This window comes from Streptomyces sp. NPDC005281 (assembly GCF_040607495.1).
Lineage (GTDB): Bacteria > Actinomycetota > Actinomycetes > Streptomycetales > Streptomycetaceae > Streptomyces.
In genome coordinates this window covers 105,723-121,867 of record NZ_JBEXGX010000023.1, presented here as the reverse complement: position 1 = coordinate 121,867, position 16,145 = coordinate 105,723, and the positions used below count along the sequence as shown (strand labels likewise).

Annotated in this window: 16 protein-coding genes; 12 read left to right on the top strand and 4 right to left on the bottom strand. The window is 71.1% G+C overall.

Annotation, left to right across the window (positions count from 1 at the left end; translation table 11 throughout):
* Positions 1 to 5 precede the first annotated feature (5 nt).
* The 5 genes from ABZV42_RS28975 (at position 6) to ABZV42_RS28955 (ending at position 5,690) form a co-directional block, all read left to right on the top strand.
* Complete coding sequence (locus ABZV42_RS28975) at positions 6 to 1,253, top strand: Ig-like domain-containing protein (protein WP_355983450.1); 1,248 nt, start codon at positions 6 to 8, stop codon at positions 1,251 to 1,253.
* A 123-nt stretch (positions 1,254 to 1,376) separates the two neighbouring features.
* Positions 1,377 to 2,144 (top strand): enoyl-CoA hydratase-related protein, encoded by a 768-nt coding sequence (locus tag ABZV42_RS28970; protein ID WP_355983449.1) that lies wholly within the window; start codon positions 1,377 to 1,379, stop codon positions 2,142 to 2,144.
* Positions 2,145 to 2,405: 261 nt separating this feature from the next.
* On the top strand, positions 2,406 to 2,990 hold the full coding sequence (locus tag ABZV42_RS28965) for an ATP-binding protein (protein ID WP_355983448.1): 585 nt from the start codon (positions 2,406 to 2,408) through the stop codon (positions 2,988 to 2,990).
* Positions 2,991 to 3,657: 667 nt separating this feature from the next.
* Positions 3,658 to 4,491: a polysaccharide deacetylase family protein gene (locus ABZV42_RS28960; protein WP_355983447.1), complete on the top strand. Its 834-nt coding sequence runs from the start codon at positions 3,658 to 3,660 to the stop codon at positions 4,489 to 4,491.
* A complete protein-coding gene (locus ABZV42_RS28955) occupies positions 4,491 to 5,690 on the top strand; it encodes a YncE family protein (RefSeq protein WP_356054259.1) in 1,200 nt (399 codons plus the stop codon). The genes ABZV42_RS28960 and ABZV42_RS28955 overlap by 1 nt, the downstream gene beginning before the upstream one ends.
* Positions 5,691 to 5,768: 78 nt before the next feature.
* Here ABZV42_RS28955 and ABZV42_RS28950 read toward each other — a convergent pair whose 3' ends face one another.
* On the bottom strand, positions 5,769 to 6,410 hold the full coding sequence (locus tag ABZV42_RS28950; protein WP_356054257.1) for a GNAT family N-acetyltransferase: 642 nt from the start codon (positions 6,408 to 6,410) through the stop codon (positions 5,769 to 5,771).
* A 259-nt stretch (positions 6,411 to 6,669) separates the two neighbouring features.
* On the opposite strand from ABZV42_RS28950, the gene ABZV42_RS28945 reads away from it, so the two are divergent.
* Entirely contained in the window at positions 6,670 to 6,882 is a 213-nt protein-coding gene (locus ABZV42_RS28945; protein ID WP_355983471.1) for an EF-hand domain-containing protein, read from the top strand.
* Between the two features lie 119 nt (positions 6,883 to 7,001).
* On the opposite strand, the gene ABZV42_RS28940 is transcribed toward ABZV42_RS28945, so the two are convergent.
* On the bottom strand, positions 7,002 to 7,559 hold the full coding sequence (locus tag ABZV42_RS28940) for a glycoside hydrolase family 25 protein (RefSeq protein ID WP_355983444.1): 558 nt from the start codon (positions 7,557 to 7,559) through the stop codon (positions 7,002 to 7,004).
* Positions 7,560 to 8,010: 451 nt separating this feature from the next.
* On the opposite strand from ABZV42_RS28940, the gene ABZV42_RS28935 reads away from it, so the two are divergent.
* From ABZV42_RS28935 to ABZV42_RS28910, 6 genes are all read left to right on the top strand, one after another.
* Positions 8,011 to 8,268, top strand: coding sequence for a hypothetical protein (locus ABZV42_RS28935; protein WP_356054255.1), 258 nt, complete (start codon positions 8,011 to 8,013; stop codon positions 8,266 to 8,268).
* 271 nt (positions 8,269 to 8,539) lie between these two features.
* A complete protein-coding gene (locus ABZV42_RS28930; protein WP_355983442.1) occupies positions 8,540 to 9,610 on the top strand; it encodes a hypothetical protein in 1,071 nt (356 codons plus the stop codon).
* 194 nt (positions 9,611 to 9,804) lie between these two features.
* On the top strand, positions 9,805 to 10,893 hold the full coding sequence (locus tag ABZV42_RS28925) for a hypothetical protein (RefSeq protein WP_356054253.1): 1,089 nt from the start codon (positions 9,805 to 9,807) through the stop codon (positions 10,891 to 10,893).
* A gap of 21 nt (positions 10,894 to 10,914) precedes the next feature.
* Positions 10,915 to 11,643, top strand: coding sequence for a hypothetical protein (locus ABZV42_RS28920; RefSeq protein ID WP_356054251.1), 729 nt, complete (start codon positions 10,915 to 10,917; stop codon positions 11,641 to 11,643).
* An 11-nt stretch (positions 11,644 to 11,654) separates the two neighbouring features.
* Positions 11,655 to 12,422, top strand: a complete 768-nt coding sequence (locus ABZV42_RS28915) for a hypothetical protein (RefSeq protein ID WP_355983439.1) — start codon at positions 11,655 to 11,657, stop codon at positions 12,420 to 12,422.
* Between the two features lie 112 nt (positions 12,423 to 12,534).
* Positions 12,535 to 13,644, top strand: a complete 1,110-nt coding sequence (locus ABZV42_RS28910) for a M14 family metallopeptidase (RefSeq protein ID WP_355983438.1) — start codon at positions 12,535 to 12,537, stop codon at positions 13,642 to 13,644.
* Between the two features lie 79 nt (positions 13,645 to 13,723).
* On the opposite strand, the gene ABZV42_RS28905 is transcribed toward ABZV42_RS28910, so the two are convergent.
* Positions 13,724 to 14,743: a methyltransferase domain-containing protein gene (locus ABZV42_RS28905; protein WP_356054249.1), complete on the bottom strand. Its 1,020-nt coding sequence runs from the start codon at positions 14,741 to 14,743 to the stop codon at positions 13,724 to 13,726.
* Positions 14,740 to 16,098 (bottom strand): dipeptidase, encoded by a 1,359-nt coding sequence (locus ABZV42_RS28900; protein WP_355983436.1) that lies wholly within the window; start codon positions 16,096 to 16,098, stop codon positions 14,740 to 14,742. Before ABZV42_RS28900 ends, ABZV42_RS28905 begins: the two co-directional genes overlap by 4 nt.
* Between the last annotated feature and the right edge of the window lie 47 nt (positions 16,099 to 16,145).

The window sequence follows — 16,145 nt, the reverse complement described above, 5'->3', positions numbered from 1 at the left end:
CAATTTTGAACGGGCGACCGATATCGGGGGCGTCGGTTGGCGCGCGGACACGTGGGAGCAAAGGAATCCTGGCACTGCTGGGAGTTCTGCTGCTCGCCGTGACCGCCTGCGGCGGGGGCGGGAGTTCGGACCAGGGGTCCGGCTCGGGGGACGGCAAGGGCAAGGGCTCCAGCAGCACCACGGACACCAAGGCCTCGCAGGCCGTGGTGACCATCGCCCCGAAGGACGGCGCCGCCGATGTGAAGACCAGCGGCGCCCTCAAGGTGACCGCGGCCAAGGGCAAGCTGACCGAGGTGGCGGTCGAGGACACCAAGGGCAACGCTGTCAAGGGCGCCATCACGGACGGGGGCGCCACCTGGACGCCCTCGACCCACCTCGCCGCGGCCACCAAGTACAAGGTCCACGCGGTCGCCAAGGACTCCGCCGGCCGTGAGGCGGCCGAGGAGGCCGCGTTCACGACGCTGACCCCGAAGAACACGTTCGTCGGCATCTACACGCCGGAGGAGGGTTCCAAGGTGGGCGTCGGGATGCCCTTCTCGATCCACTTCACCCGGGGCATCACGCACCCCGACGAGGTCAGGAAGGCCATCACCTTCACGACGGAGCCGGCCGTCGACGTCGAGGGCCACTGGTTCGGCAACGACCGCCTCGACTTCCGCCCCGAGAACTACTGGCAGGCCGGCACCAAGGTCACCGTCACGATGAACCTCGACGGTGTCGAGGGCCGCCCGGGTGTCTACGGCAAGCAGGCCAGGACCGTGAAGTTCACGATCGGCCGCAGCCAGGTCAGCACCGTCGACGCCAAGACGCACAAGATGGTCGTCAAGCGCGACGGCAAGGTCCTGCGGACCCTCCTGATCACGACGGGCAAGCCGGGCTACGAGACCTGGAACGGCCAGATGGTCATCAGCGAGCGCCTCAAGGTGACCCGCATGAACGGCGAGACGGTCGGCTACGGCGGCGAGTACGACATCAAGGACGTGCCGCACGCCCAGCGCCTGACCAACTCGGGAACCTTCATCCACGGCAACTACTGGGGTGGCGGCGCCTTCGGCAACTACAACGCCAGCCACGGCTGCGTCGGTCTGCGCGATGTGCGCGGCGGCTACGACAGCAAGGTGCCGTCCGCCTGGTTCTTCGACAACTCGATGATCGGCGACGTGGTGGTCGTGAAGCACTCCCACGACAAGACCGTCGCCCCGGACAACGGCCTCAACGGCTGGAACATGTCCTGGTCGGACTGGATCAAGTAGCCGCCGCGGACCGGAACGGGCCATCGCGCCCGCCCGGTTCGGGTGACCGCTCTCCGCCGGGCCGGGTGTGCTGTGACTCAGCACACCCGGCCCGCTGCCGTTAACGACCACTAACCTGCTTCCATGACTGTGCATCTCGAAGTGGCCGAAGGCGTGGGGACCATCCGCCTGGACCGCCCTCCCATGAACGCCCTGGACGTGGCGACGCAGGACCGCCTCAAGGAACTGGCCGAGGAGGCCACGGCCCGGCCGGACGTCCGCGCCGTGGTGCTGTACGGCGGGGAGAAGGTGTTCGCGGCGGGCGCGGACATCAAGGAGATGCAGGCGATGGACCACGCCGCGATGGTCGTGCGCTCCCGGGCCCTCCAGGACTCCTTCACCGCCGTCGCCCGCATCCCCAAGCCCGTCGTCGCCGCCGTCACCGGATACGCGCTCGGCGGCGGCTGTGAACTGGCCCTGTGCGCCGACTACCGGATCGCCGGGGACAACGCGAAGCTGGGTCAGCCGGAGATCCTGCTCGGGCTGATCCCGGGGGCCGGCGGCACCCAGCGGCTCTCCCGGCTGATCGGCCCCTCCAAGGCCAAGGACCTCATCTTCACCGGCCGCATGGTCAAGGCCGACGAGGCCCTCGCGCTCGGCCTGGTCGACCGGATCGTCCCCGCCGCCGACGTCTACACCGAGGCGCACGCCTGGGCCGCCCGGCTCGCGCAGGGCCCGGCCATCGCCCTGCGGGCCGCGAAGGAGTCGATCGACGCGGGCCTGGAGACGGACATCGAGACCGGACTGGCCATCGAGCGGAACTGGTTCGCCGGTCTGTTCGCGACGGAGGACCGCGAGCGGGGCATGCGCAGCTTCGTGGAGGAGGGCCCCGGCAAGGCGAAGTTCCTCTGAGCCGCCCGCCGTGCCGGCCCGGGGCGCGATGCCCGCATCCCGGGCCGGCACGGCCGGTTCCGCCCCGCTTCTCCCGCCGGTCCACTCGCGGTTGACGGGGTGTCACGACGGTGTCGCTCGATGGGGCGCTTTATGCCAGGCTTAAGACAACCTTAAGTACGTCTTGCGGCAACGCGGTGGCGATTGCCCCGACGGGCCCCGTTCCAGCAGGTCGGACGGGCCCCTGCCGCCTCTGAAGTGCCTCTGGCATATGCCGATCGGATGGGGTGGAATGTCGCGTTCCGGGGGGCCTATTCCTTCGGAACGGCCCCGAAGGGGGTTCTGGGCGGCCATGATGGGGGCATGGCGGGGCTGGAGGGTATGGAACAGCCGCGGCGGCACGGAAGTGCGACCGCGGCGCGCTGGACGCCTGCGGTCGAGGACGAACGAGCGCTCAAGGCACTGGAGTTGTTCGGCAATCCCACCGAGGGAGAGGTGCTGTTGCCGTCCCGTCCGGAGTCCGCCGCCACCGCGCGCCGACTCACCCAGGTCGTGGTTCTGCGGCACTGGGGTCTGTCCCCGAAGATGACCGAGGACGCGGTCTTACTCGCCTCCGAACTCGTGGGCAATGCCGTACGGCACACCGGCGCCCGCGTTTTCGGACTCCGTATGCGCCGTCGCCGCGGCTGGATCCGCATCGAGGTCCGTGACCCCTCCCGCGGCCTGCCCTGTCTCATGCCGGTCCAGGAGATGGACCTGAGCGGCCGGGGCCTCTTCCTCGTCGACAAGCTCTCCGACCGCTGGGGTGTCGACCTGCTGCCCCGCGGCAAGACCACCTGGTTCGAGATGCGCGTCGCCGACCGCTGACCTGCCGGCCCACCGAGGGCGTCTGCCGCTGACTTGCCGGCCCGCCGGGGCCGCCTGCCGTTGACCTGTCAGCCCGCCGAGGTCGTCGGCCCGTTGATCTGCCGGCCCGCTGAGCCCACCACCCCGCTGAGGCCGTCTGCCCCTCCCGCCGGGCACGCATGAGCCCCGGCCGCGTGGCAGCCGGGGCTTGCGGGACGACGCGGAACGAATTGGGGTGTGAACCGCGCCACCGGCGACAACCGTGGCCCGGGTCAATGGGTGGACGTCGCACCGCCGACTATCGCAGACCGGACCGAGTGATCCAAAACAGGGGTTCCCGCTCCGCTTCCGGGTCCCGCGGCCCCCGGCGAGGCCCCGTATCCGGCAGTCCGCGGCCACGTGTTCGGAAGCCTGAGGCGCCCGTATCCGGCAAGTCTTGCGGCCGCATGTCCGGGAGCCCGCGGCCACGTGCCCGGGAGCCCGCGGCCACGTGCCCGGGAGCCTGAGGTGCCCGCATCCGGGAGTCCGCGGCCCCGTGTCCGCAAGCCTGAGGCGCCCATAACCGGGAGACCGGGCGCCCGTATCCGGAAGCCCGAGGCCCCGTATCCGGTAGTCGTGAAGCGACCCGCACCACCACCCAGTGGGACCAATCGCCGGTTTTTCGGCCGATTCACCCTTAAATGGTCCGGTGACCACGCCCGCCGAAGACCCCGCAGCCTCCGCCCCGCCCCGGCGCGCTGCCCTGCTCACGGGACTCGCGCTCACCGCAGGAACCCTCGCCGCCGGAGTGACCGCGGGCTGTTCCGCCCCGCGAGCCGCACACCCCCAGAACCTCACGACCCCTCCGGCCGCGCCCAGCGCACCCCCCGTCAAGGCGACCCGCGCAGCCCCCGCGCCCGCCCCCCGCCGCTATCCCGCCCAGCCCCCCGAAATCACCCACGGCCCCAGCGCCCACCCGCCCAGAGTGGCTCTCACCTTCCACGGCCAGGGCGACCCCGCCGTCGCGAAGGCGCTGCTGGGCGAGGCCGAGAAGGCCGGCGCCCGGGTCACCGTCCTCGCCGTCGGCACCTGGCTGGACGAGCACCCGGACATCGCCCGCCGCATCCTCGACGGCGGCCACGACCTCGGCAACCACACCCACCGCCACCTCGACATCAACGCCATGACGGCGACGGAGGCGGCCGCGGAGATCCGGGACTGCGCGGACCGGCTCAGACGGCTCACCGGCTCGATCGGCACCTGGTTCCGGCCGTCCCGCAGCCCCAGGGCCTCCCCCCTGGTCCAACGCCTCGCCCGCGAGGCGGGCTACCCGCACACGCTCTCCTACGACGTCGACTCCCTCGACTACACCTCGCCGGGCGCCGACGCCGTCACCCGCAAGGTCCTGGCCGAGGTCCGCCCGGGCTCCGTCGTGAGCCTGCACTTCGGATACGCAGGCACGGTCGCCGCCCTCCCCGCCCTTCTGCACGAACTCGACCGCCGCGGCCTCGGCGCGGTCACCACCACGGAGCTGCTGAGCTGATGCTGACGCCACCCTCCTCCCTGCGCCGCGTCCTGATCGCGGGCACCGCCCTCACCGCGTTCGCCGCCCTGGCGGGCTGCGGCGCCTCCTCCCAGGGTCACGTGGACCGGACCGACGCCACCACCAAGGCGGGCGTCCCGCCCGCCCCGGTCAAGAAGCCCGCCGTCCAGGGCCTGCCCGGCATGCCCCCTTTGCTGGACCCGTCGGACGTCTACGCCGCCGACCGCCCGGGTCGGCTCTCCCCGGCGGTCAAGGACTTCCCCTCCCGCGTCTACGTGCCCAACACCAACTCCAACACGGTCTCGGTCATCGACCCGAAGACGTACAAGGTCATCGAGACGATCCCGGTCGGCGTCCAGCCCCAGCACGTCGTCCCCTCCTGGGACCTGAAGACCCTCTGGGTCAACAACGACCGGGGCAACACCCTCACCCCCATCGACCCGAAGACCGGCAAGGCGGGCGAGCCGGTCGACGTGCACGACCCGTACAACCTCTACTTCACGCCCAACGGCAAGTACGCGATCGTGATGGCCTCCCTCGACCGCGAGCTCGTCTTCCGCGACGCGCACACGATGAAGACCGTCAAGACGGAGCCGGTCAGCTGCTACGGCGTCAACCACGCCGACTTCTCCCCGGACGGCCGCTACTTCATCGTGTCCTGCGAGTTCAGCGGCGAACTCCTGAAGGTCGACACCGAGCGGATGAGGGTGATCGGCCAGCAGAGGCTGCCCTTCCACGGGGCGATGCCGCAGGACGTGAAGATCTCCCCGGACGGCAAACGGTTCTACATCGCCGACATGATGGCCGACGGCGTGTGGATCCTCGACGGCGACAAGTTCACCCGGCCGACCCTGCTGCCCACGGGCAAGGGCGCCCACGGTCTCTACGTCAGCCGGGACTCGCGCGAGATGTACATCTCCAACCGCGGCGAAGGCACCATCTCCATCTTCGACTTCAAGCGGAACCGCCTCACCAAGAAGTGGCGCCTGCCCGACGGCGGCAGCCCCGACATGGGCGGCGTCTCGGCGGACGGCAAGGTCCTGTGGCTCTCCGGCCGCTACAACTCGGAGGTGTACGCCATCGACACCCGCACCGGCGACCAGATCGCCCGGATCCACGTCGGCAGCGGCCCGCACGGCCTCGCCGTCTATCCCCAGCCCGGCCGGTACTCGCTCGGCCACACGGGCATCTTCCGCTAGGGCCAAGGCAGTCGAACCGTACGGAGAACCTGACGGTGCTCCGTACGAACCCAACTCGCGCGCAGCGAGCGGGTGTTGTCATCGTCCCGGCGCGCTGAGCAGCGCCTCCGCGCCGACGGGGCGGTAACCCGCCGCCTGGAACGCCCGCAGACTGCGGGCGTTCCCCGCGGCCACCTGGGCCCAGACCGGTTCGCCGGCCAGGTGCCGTGCCGCCGACGCCAGCGCCCGGCCCAGCCCCCGGTGCCGTACTCCCTCGTGCACCTCGACCGAGGCCTCCAGGCGCCCCCCGACGCCCCGCCCCAGGACGAGGACCCCGCCGTCCGCGGCCCACGCCCGTACTCCGTCGCGCCGCCCGCTAGCTCCCGCGACCCGGGGGTGGGCGAGACCGTCGGTCTCCGTGAGCGCGAGCGTGGCCGGGCCGGGGAGCGGGGCGGCGACGGACAGCAGGTCGACCGTGTCGTTCGACCGCCCCGTCCGCTCCATGAACGCGGCGAGGAACCGTGGGTTCATCGCCGCCGCGAGCGTGTCGCAGTCGAGGGCTCCCAGGGTGGCGCGCACCCAGCCCTCGTCCTCGTCGGTGAAGACGACCGAGTGCGCGGTGAAGGCGAGGACCCCGGCGTCACGGGGGGAGTGCTGGCGTACGACCGTGACGGCGCCGTCGGGCGGCGGGAAGACCCCACGGGCGGCGGCGTCCAGAATGTCGCGCAGAGTGCCGGGCACGACTGTCTCCCGCCGCTCGAGTCTCCACCCGCTGGAAGGCCCAGACTCGCAGACATGATCGACGACGGCACCGGACTTCTCACGAGGTGGTCCGCTTCCGGGAGCCGACCGCCCCGGTGCGGGGTATGGACCCGCTGCCGGCGCACCGTGAGGTGTTCGTCATGGTGGTCGCGGCACTGAGCGCTCGGGCGGACCGTTAATCTGACCTCCGTACACAATGCGGCAACGCATGACTGACGCACGACGAAGGGGCGGACCGGTGGCCGACATCGAGGAAGCACGCAAGCAGTTCGAGCGGATCGATTCGGACGGTGACGGGTTCATCACCGCGGCCGAGTTCAAGACCGCTCTCGCCCAGGGCGGCGACTGGAACGTCACCGAGTCGGTGGCGGCGGCCGTCATCGCCAGCCGCGACATCAACGGCGACAAGGTGCTCTCGTTCGACGAGTTCTGGATCCACCTGAACAAGTGACGCCGTCCGAAGGGGCGCCCGCCGGACTTCCGGAGGGCGCCCCTTCGGCGTGCGCGGCCACCCGTGGTCCCCGGCGCGGATGCGGGTCGCGCCGGTGACCGGCGACCCTCGGACAGCCCTTAGGCGCCGTCCGCCCAGGTGCGCAGGGCGGCCTTGGTCTCGAAGTCCGCGACGTTCCGGTCCACCGGCTCGGAGGTGTACTGGTGGAAGCGCCACTTCGCCTTGATGCGCGGTTCACCGGCGGTCACGTAGTCGGCGATCCACAGGCCGTCGCCCGCGTACGAGGTGGTGTCGACGTTCAGCCAGAAGTCCCGGTTCGTGTAGAGCACCACGCGGTTGTCCGGGCGGAGTTCCTTCACCTTCCGGATGAAACGGTCCTTCTCCGCATTGCTCGCGTGGGTGCCGTCGCCGGTGGTCTCCCAATCGACGGCGAGCACGTCGCCCGCCCGCTCGGGGGCCTTGCCGACGAAGTACGCGGCCTGGTCGGTGATGTCGCCGGGCCACAGGAAGTGGTAGAGGCCCACGACGCAGTCCGCGTCACGGGCGGTCCTCACCTGCGCGGTGAGTTTCGGGTTGACGTACGAGCGGCCTTCCGTCGCCTTGACGAAGACGAAGGAGAGGCCGGCCGTGCTGTACGCGGACGACTGGTAGGCGCTGACGTCGATGCCTCGCAGCATGGGGGGGAGCCTCCGTGCATGTGGGGAGGGGGCGGACCGTGCGGGACGAGTCCCGGGGTCCGTGGCGAACAACCGCTGTTGTCACGGGGACGGTCGGTGGGGGCAACGGGTAGGGCAGCGGGTGAGGAACTGTGAGTGGGGAACGGTGGGTGGGGGACTGCCGCCGCTGTCCTCGGGGACGGTCCGCGTGGGACAACTGCCTTTGGGGTTCCCCCACTTCGGCCCCTCCACGCTCGCACGCGTGACCGGCCCGCCCGCATGCGTCCGCTCGGATCGCCCGCACCCGCCCGCTCGGACCGTCCGCCGCCGGGCCGGTCGGCCGCGCCGTGATGGCCCATCGGTCGGGTTCCCGGGGCCGGGTGGTCCACGCCGCGGGCCGGAGCGCGGCCCGGAGCAGCGGTCGGTGCGCGGGCCGGAGCGGGCCCCGGTGCCCGGGCGGGAGCCCCCGGCCGTGCCCGGGCGGGCGTGGCTGATACTGGCGCTCGCCACGGCCGGCTTCGCCGTCGACGGCGTGCGCTACGGGGCGTACGGGAGCTATTGGGCCGGTCTTGCCCCGCTGGGACTCGTCGCCGCCGCGGCCCTGGCCTTCACCGACACCGGGGTCGCCACGCGGTCTCCCGGCGCACCCCGGTGGCCCCGGCGCGGACGCACTGACGGTCCGTCCGCGCAGCGAGGGGCCGGCTCCCGGAGACCGAAGGGCCGGCCCTGAGGCGTGCGGCGGTGATCGAGGGGCGGGCCCTGAGGCGTGCGGCCGTGATCGAGTGGCCGGCCCTGGGGCGTGCGGCCGTGACCGGGGCCGGCTCTGCGCACTGCGACACCGGCCGAAGAAAATACAGCACCGCGGCCGATGCCGACACGGTCGGAAGTACCAGTCGCGAAACAGGGTGCAGGGACCATCGTCCTATAGCCCTACGACCCCGTCACCCGCCAAATTGGAGGCCACGGCGAGAAAACGCGCAAAGGTCATGACGGGAGTGATCGTGTCCACCAAGATAGCCATTGATCCCGGCCGCTTCAGCCAGTTCGGTGAGGCCACCGGAAGCACCTTCTGTCTGATCACGAATTCCGAGCTGGTGGATCGTATCGAAATAGTGCCGACGGCACCGTACCGGGATTTCCTCACCATCACGCTGGACGCCGGCGATCGGTTCGAGGACATTCTGGAGAAGAAGATCCCGGAACCCGCGCACGTGCTCGTCGTCTCGCCCCGCAGGTTCTTCGAGTCACCGGACCCGTCTCTCGTGGGCCGCCGGAAGATCATGGGAATGGCGTGCAATTCGACGCCGACCACCATCGACGAGATCCGGCACTTCCTCGGGGTGATGGAACGGACCTCGGCGGCCGACCAGGCTGCGTTCTGCGACACCTTCTTCGAACTCGCCGAGGACTCCGAACAGCTCGTGTACGTCGACCTCGTGCACGGCACCCGGGCCACCCTCGACCATCTGCGCGAGGGCCTGGTGTGGAACCAGCAGGCCGGCCCGCTGGACTGGGGCGACCAGCAGATCGTCCCGTCCGGCGAGATCAGCGTCCTGCCCGTCGAGATCAGGGAGTTCGACGAGGCACTGAAGCTGCCGCTGGAGGGCGAGATCACGCTGCGCGGCTACCCGATCCTGCACAACGGCACCCCCTCCTTCTCCCGCGCCGACCAGGCCCGTATCCACGCCGAGCTCTGGGCGATGCACGACAACGCGATCAAGGCGACCGTCGAGGACGGCAGGATCACGCGCCTTCAGGCGCTGGACGCGGGAGCGGCGCCGGCCGTGGCGATGCTGGAGCAGATGTTCGCCGTCGACTCCCGGTACCGGATCGTCTGGGAGATCGGCCACGCCCTCAACACCTCGCACGACATCCTGCCCGGGAACCACGCCATGAACGAGGTGTACGGCGGTACGGAAGGCTGTCTGCACTTCGGCCTCGGACTCACCCCGTACACCCAGTACCACCTGGACATCATCTCGCCCGACACCCGCGTGCTGACCAGTAATGGAGTCGCGGTGATCGGCCACCCGGACCACCCCACCGTGGAAAGGGTCGTGCCTCTCGCATAGCGGGTCACGACCCCCCGGTCGGGGTGAACGCAAGAAAATCAACCCAACAGGAGGTGACTCCCCATGAAGAAGATCAAGGTGCAGAAGAACCGCAACTACCTGGGCACGCTCCTGGGCTGAGTACCGACCCGCGGCGGGGTGTTCACGACGCCCCGCCGCGGGGTTCCCATTTGTTCTTTCCCAGGGAGTGCCCCGTGTCATCGCTGGAACTCACGACGAGCGATTTCGACCAGTTCGGCCGGCCGGCCGGGACATTCTGTCTGATCACGAGCGAACAGCACGGCGAATCCATTTCCCTGAATCCCGGTGACGGATATTCCCGTGCACTGCGTCTGACGCTTCCTCATGGCACCCGCCTGGGCGAGCTGATCGAGCGGAGCGTCCCCGAGGACGCCCATGTGCTGGCGGCCTGCCCCGGGCAGTTCCTCGACTCGCCGACCCCGCGGGAGCTGGGCGGGCGCAAGCTGGCCGTGCTGCCGGCCGGGTCCACGCCGTTGACCGACGAGCACGTGCGCTACTTCCTGCGCACCGCCGCCCTGACCGACGTCGCCGGACACGCCCGGGTGGCCGAGGAGTTCTTCGACCTGGTCGGCGACAGCGACCGGCTGACGATCGTCGACGACGCCTCAGGCACCGAGGCCGAGTTCGACCACACGGTCGGCGACTGCGTCTGGAACATGCAGGCGGGTGTCCTGGAACCGGGCGACCAGCAGATCTTCCCTTCGGGCAAGCTGAGCGTCACCGCCGCCGAGATCACCACCTTCGAACCGGAGGCCCGGCTGCTGGGTCTCGACGGGGATCTGACCCTGCGCGGGTGGCCGATCGTCCACCGCCACCGGGACCCGGCCGACGCCGCCGACCAGCGGAGGCTGTTCGAAGCGCTCTCGCCGCTCGTCTCCGACGCCGTGACGCTGCACATCGCCGCCGGAAGCATCGAGGGCGTCACCCCGCAGACACGGGGGGCGGCCTCGGCCGCCGTGGAGCTGGAGAAGCTCCTCACCGACGATCCGCGCTACCGCGTCATCTGGGAACTCGGCTTCGGGATCAACACCACCACGGAGATCATCCCGGCGAACTGCGGCCCGAACGAGGTGTACGGCGCCACCGGCGGAGTCGTGAATCTCGGACTGGGGATCACGCCGGCCACGCGCTTCGCCCTGGCCTTCCTGTGCCCCCGCAGCTCACTGGTGACCTCGGACGGTACCGCCGTCCTCGGCGCCCGCAAGGCGGTACGCCGCGGCCGGATGCAGCGCGTCTCCAGCGCGGGCTGCGGCTGCCACTGACCCCAAGGAGGGAAGCACGCCATGACGATCAACCCCGACCTGCGCAAGAAGGTCGACGCGGTCCTCGACACCTTCATCAAGGACTTCTACAAGACCGTCCCGTACGCCCAGCACCAGAAGAACGCCTCCGAGCTGAACCTCGACTACTACAAGCGGCACAACATCGAGACGATCCTGCGGCTGCGCCGCAAGCGGACCGTGGACGCGCTGGCCATCAAGTACTTCACCAAGGTGGACCCCGTCCAGGCCAAGGCGTGGGCGCACTACACCGACGACGAGATGCTGCACGACCGGCTGTTCGCCGCGGACCTCGCCAAGGTCGGTGTCACCAAGGACCAGATCTACTCCACCGAGCCCCTGCTCTCCACCAAGCTGCTCACCGGATACCTCCAGTTCGGCATGGAGTTCGAGGACAGCCCGATGGCGCTGATCACCAGCGTGTACTTCGTGGAGTACGTCACCACGCGCACCCAGCCCGACTGGCTGGACAACCTGGGCGACGTCCTCGGCGAGGAGAACGTCAAGGGCGCCCGCGCCCACGTCAACACGGACCTCGACGACGACCACGACGACTTCGTGTGGCGCGTGCTGTCCACGCTGATCCACTCGGAGGCCGACGAGCGCAAGGTCGTCGAGCACCTCCACAACGTCTACTGGCTGTGGAAGCTCTACTTCGTGGAGCTGCACCAGCTCACCGTGCTCGGCAAGAGCGACGCGCAGATCCCGCTGCCCACCTCGGCCGAGGTCTGAGCGGGGCAGCGGTGGCCGACGACGACCGGGGCGCGCGGCCCGGCGGGCGGTCCGGGGTCGAGATACGGGCCCTGCCGCCCGGCCGTGAGCTGCCGACCGGGACCGAGAAGTGGATCGTGGACGGTCTGGTCCTCGCCATGCCGGGACTTCACACCCGGCAGCTGTTCACGCTCCGCCGCGAGATGCTGACCGAGGCCGACCACGTCGTCGTGGGAGTGGACCGGGAGCACGACCGGGTCGTCTCGCTGCTCACCTCCCGGTGGGCGCGGATCCCGTCGGGGCGGCCCTGTCTGCACATCATGATCCAGTTCGTGGGGGACGCGTACCGGGGCGGCGCGGTCTTCAGGGAGAGCTGGGCGCTGCACTTCGCCCGGCTGCTCGCCGACGGCCGCCCGTTCCCCGAGGTGATCGCGCTCAAGACGTACAACCCCGTGGTGCACTGCGCGATGTCGGCCTTCAGCGGTCATCCGGACATCAGCATGTACCCGGACCTCGCCGGCAAGGACGACAGCCAGGAGGCCCTGGCGGCCGAGGTGGCCGCGGCGCTCGCCCCCCGGGCCGCGTTCGACCCGGTGCGCGGAGTCATCCCGGGCATCGGCCGACCGCTCGACCTCTACCGGGAACGGCCGCTGAGCCATGTGCCCGAGGCCAACCGGTACTTCGCCGAGCACACGGAGCCGGGCGACCGGGTGCTGTGCCTGCTGAACGTACCCACGAGGGCGGGGGCGCACGCGATCCTCACGGCCCTCGGGGTGCCGGTGCCCTCCGGGCGGAGCTGAGCCCAGGCGGCGACGCCGGGTCCGGCGCCCCGGGCGAGGCTCCGGGCCCGCCGCCCGGGGCACCGCGCCGGGAAGTCCAGGCATGTCAGGCACTCCAGGAACGCGAGGCATCATGGCGGACGAATTCCCCCTGGACTACTCCCGGGCCCGGGCCGGCTTCCTGGGCGCCGCCGAGGAGGCGGGCGCGCGCCTGAGGACCTTCACCCTGCCGGGGCACCTCGGGCCCGACGGCGGCGAACTCTGCGTGGACACCGCCTATCTGGGGCCGCCCGGCCCGGCGAAGCTCCTGGTGACGGTCTCCGGGACGCATGGCATCGAAGGCTTCTGCGGCTCCGCCTGCCAGACCGGCATCCTGCTGCGGGAAGGCATGGCGAGGGCCGCGGCCGGGCCCGGGACCGGCGTCCTGCTCGTCCATTCCCTCAACCCCTACGGATTCGCCTACCTGCGGCGCGTCAACGAGGACAACATCGACCTCAACCGGAACTTCGTCGACCACGCCGCCCCGCCGCACAACGACGCCTACGACGCCGTGCACCGCACACTGGCACCGGCGGACGCCGCCGCCTTCACACCCGGCGAACTGGTCGCGGACCTCACCGCGCTCCGCGACCGGCTCGGTCCGCAGCGCCTCCAGGAGGCCGTGACCCGCGGCCAGTACCGCCACCCCGACGGGTTGTTCTACGGCGGACACGCCCCGGCCTGGTCCCGGCGGGTCTTCGAGACGGTGGTCGCCGAGCGGATCGCCGGCGCCGGCCATGTCGCCTACATCGACCTGCACACCGGGCTCGGCGAGCGCGGTGTCGGCGAACCCATCTTCCGCGGTGGCCGTGACGCGGACGCCCGTGAGCGGGCCCGCCGGTGGTACGGCGACGCGCTCACCGCCTCCGAGGAGGGCACGTCCTCCTCCACGCCGATCGTGGGCAACACGGCGACCTCGGTGGCGGACGGCCTCGGCACGGGTGGCCTGCTGACGGCGATCACCCTGGAGTTCGGCACCCTGCCGGGTCCCGAGGTCCTGCTGGCGCTGTGCGCCGACAACTGGCTGCACGGGCACCGCCCTCCGGCCGACGCGGTCCGCCACGGCCTCAAGCGGCTGATCCGCGACGCCTTCTGCCCGGCGGACGACGCCCGCTGGCGCGAAAAGGTCCTCCAGCGGGCACGCGAGGTCTTCGGCCAGGCCCTCACCGGCCTCGCCGACGCCAAGCCGGGGGAACCCGGCTGATCGGGCGAAACCGCGCCCGCGACGCCGTCGGCGGCCACCCCTTTCGGGGATGGCCGCCGACGGCGTCGGTGTCCGGGCCTCAGCGGGCCTTTTGGCCGATCGCGAGTACGGCTGTCCTCGGGACCGTGCACGTCCAGGACCGGGCGGAGGGGTCGTACTCGACCGAGAGCGTCTCCAGGGAGCCGTCCGCACGTTTGTCGCGGAAGACTGTCCTGGCCAGCTCCACGGTGTGGCGGGCGGCGTCCGTCGGATGCCCCCGTTCGATCCCGGCCAGGCCGTACATGTCCAGCAGGTAGCGTCCCAGCTCCAGTTCGGCCTCCCGCGCCGTGGCCGCGGTCGCGACGTAGGGATCGGCCATCTCGGTCACCTCACCCGGCGCGAAGCCCGCCTTCGTCAGGTAGCCCCACAACTCCTCCCGGGTGAAGTGGTCGAAGGCGTGCCCGGTCCGCGAGTACGGGTCGACCACGTCCCGGAACCAGGTGTCCATCGGGGACCCGACGAGGAAGTCGTGGAGCAGCAGCACACCGCCGGGCCGCAGCACCCGGTACGCCTCGTGGACGAGTTCCGCACGGTCCTCGGCGGCGATGTGGTGCGATCCGTAGGCGACGAGGACCGCTTCGACACTGTCGCCGCGCATGAGCAGCCGGTCGGCGCGCTGCACGAGCGCCGGACAGTCCGCGGCCCAGGCGGCGCGCACCATGTACGGGGAGGCGTCGCAGGTCAGCACGGACAGGCCGGTCAGGCGGCGGGCGTCCGCGACCTTGCGGACCAGTCCGTCGCCGCCGAGCACGTCCACGACGACGGAGGGCCGGCGGTCGGCCCGGGCCGGCACCAGGGAGAGCAGATGGTGGATGCCCCGGGCGCGTGCGGTGAGGTTGCGGGCCTGCGCCCGGATGTAGGAGGAACCCCGGCCGCCGGCTCCGTCGTCGCCGAAGTCGTCCCTGACGTCGGTGGCCCCGGCCAGCAGCCGGGCCGAGGCCCTGGCCCGTTCCGGGTCGACGCACGCGTGCAGGTCGGGGGCCGCCCGGCCGAGCCGGCTCAGGTGGTCCGCCATGTCGGCCTCGGTGAAAGAGACCTGACGCTCCGTCAGTTCCGTCATGACCGCTCTCCCGCCGACTCCAGGAAGAGCGCGAGGGCGAGCGCCATGCGTTCGATCTCCTGGGGATCCACACTCTCGTCGGGGGCGTGGATGAGGCACTGGGGCTCCTCGACGCCGATCAGCGCGATCTCCGCGTCCGGGAAGGTCTCCTGCAACGCGTCGCAGGTGGGGATCGAGCCGCCCTGCCCCGCCGTCGTCGGCTCCCGCCCGAAGGCCTCCCGCAGCGCCTCGGCCAGCCCGGCGTACGCGGGGCCGTCGGTGCGCGCCCGGAAGGGGCGGCTGGAGGAGATCCGTACGGTCTCCACCTCGACCTCCCAGGGGGCGGCCTGTGCCAGATGGGCCCTGAGCGCCTCCCAGGCGGTGTCCGGCTCGGTTCCGTAGGGGATGCGCAGATTGATCTTGGCGGTCACCTCGCCGAGCACGGCCGGCGCCGAACCGACCACCGGGGGGCAGTCGATGCCGACGACGGTCAGGGCGGGCCTGGCCCACAGCATGTCCGCCACACTGCCGTCGCCCACCAGACGGACGCCGTCGCGTATCCCGATGTCACGGCGGTAACGCTCGGCGGGATACTCCGCGCCCTGCCACCGCCCGCTGTTGTCGAGGCCGTCCACGGTGGTGTTGCCGTCGGCGTCGTGCAGGGTGGCGAGCATCGCGATCAGCGCGTTGAGCGGGTCGGGCGCGGGACCGCCGAACGACCCGGAGTGCACGGGACCGGCCAGTGAGCGCACGGTGACGGTGGCGTGGACGACGCCCCGCAGGTCGGTGGTCGTCGTGGGCACCCCGGCCTCGGAGTTGCCCGTGTCGCACACCAGGACGGTGTCGGCGTAGAGGAGCTTGGGGTTCTCCCGGATCAGGGTGGCGAGGCCGCCGGTGCTCTGCTCCTCGGCACCCTCGGAGATGACCTTGACGCCCACCCCGAGCCGGGTCAGGTCGCCGAGCGCCCGCAGCGCGGTGAGCTGCATGACGATGTTGCCCTTGCAGTCGGCGGCCCCGCGCCCGTACCAGCGGCCGTCGGCGCGCTCGGTCAGGGTCCAGACCGGGGTGGTCCAGGCGGGCTCGTCGAGCGGCGGCTGGACGTCGTAGTGGCTGTACAGGAGGACGGTGGGCAGGCCGGGGGCGGCGGGCAGATGACCGAACACGGCCTTGCTGCCGTCCGGTGTGTCCAGCAGTCGCGTCCCGGGGACGCCGGCCTCGGTGAACAGCCGGGCGACCAGTGCCGCGGCACTCTCGCACTCCTCCACCGGGTACTGCCGGGGGTCGGCGACGGACCGGTGCGCGACCAGGTCCCGCAGGTCCTCCTCGGCCCGGCCCATCAGTTCGCGCACCCGTGCGCGCAACTCCTTGGGCGGCATGCGGCCTCCTTCTCGGTCGGTGTTCGGGGGTGTGTTCCGGGTTGTTG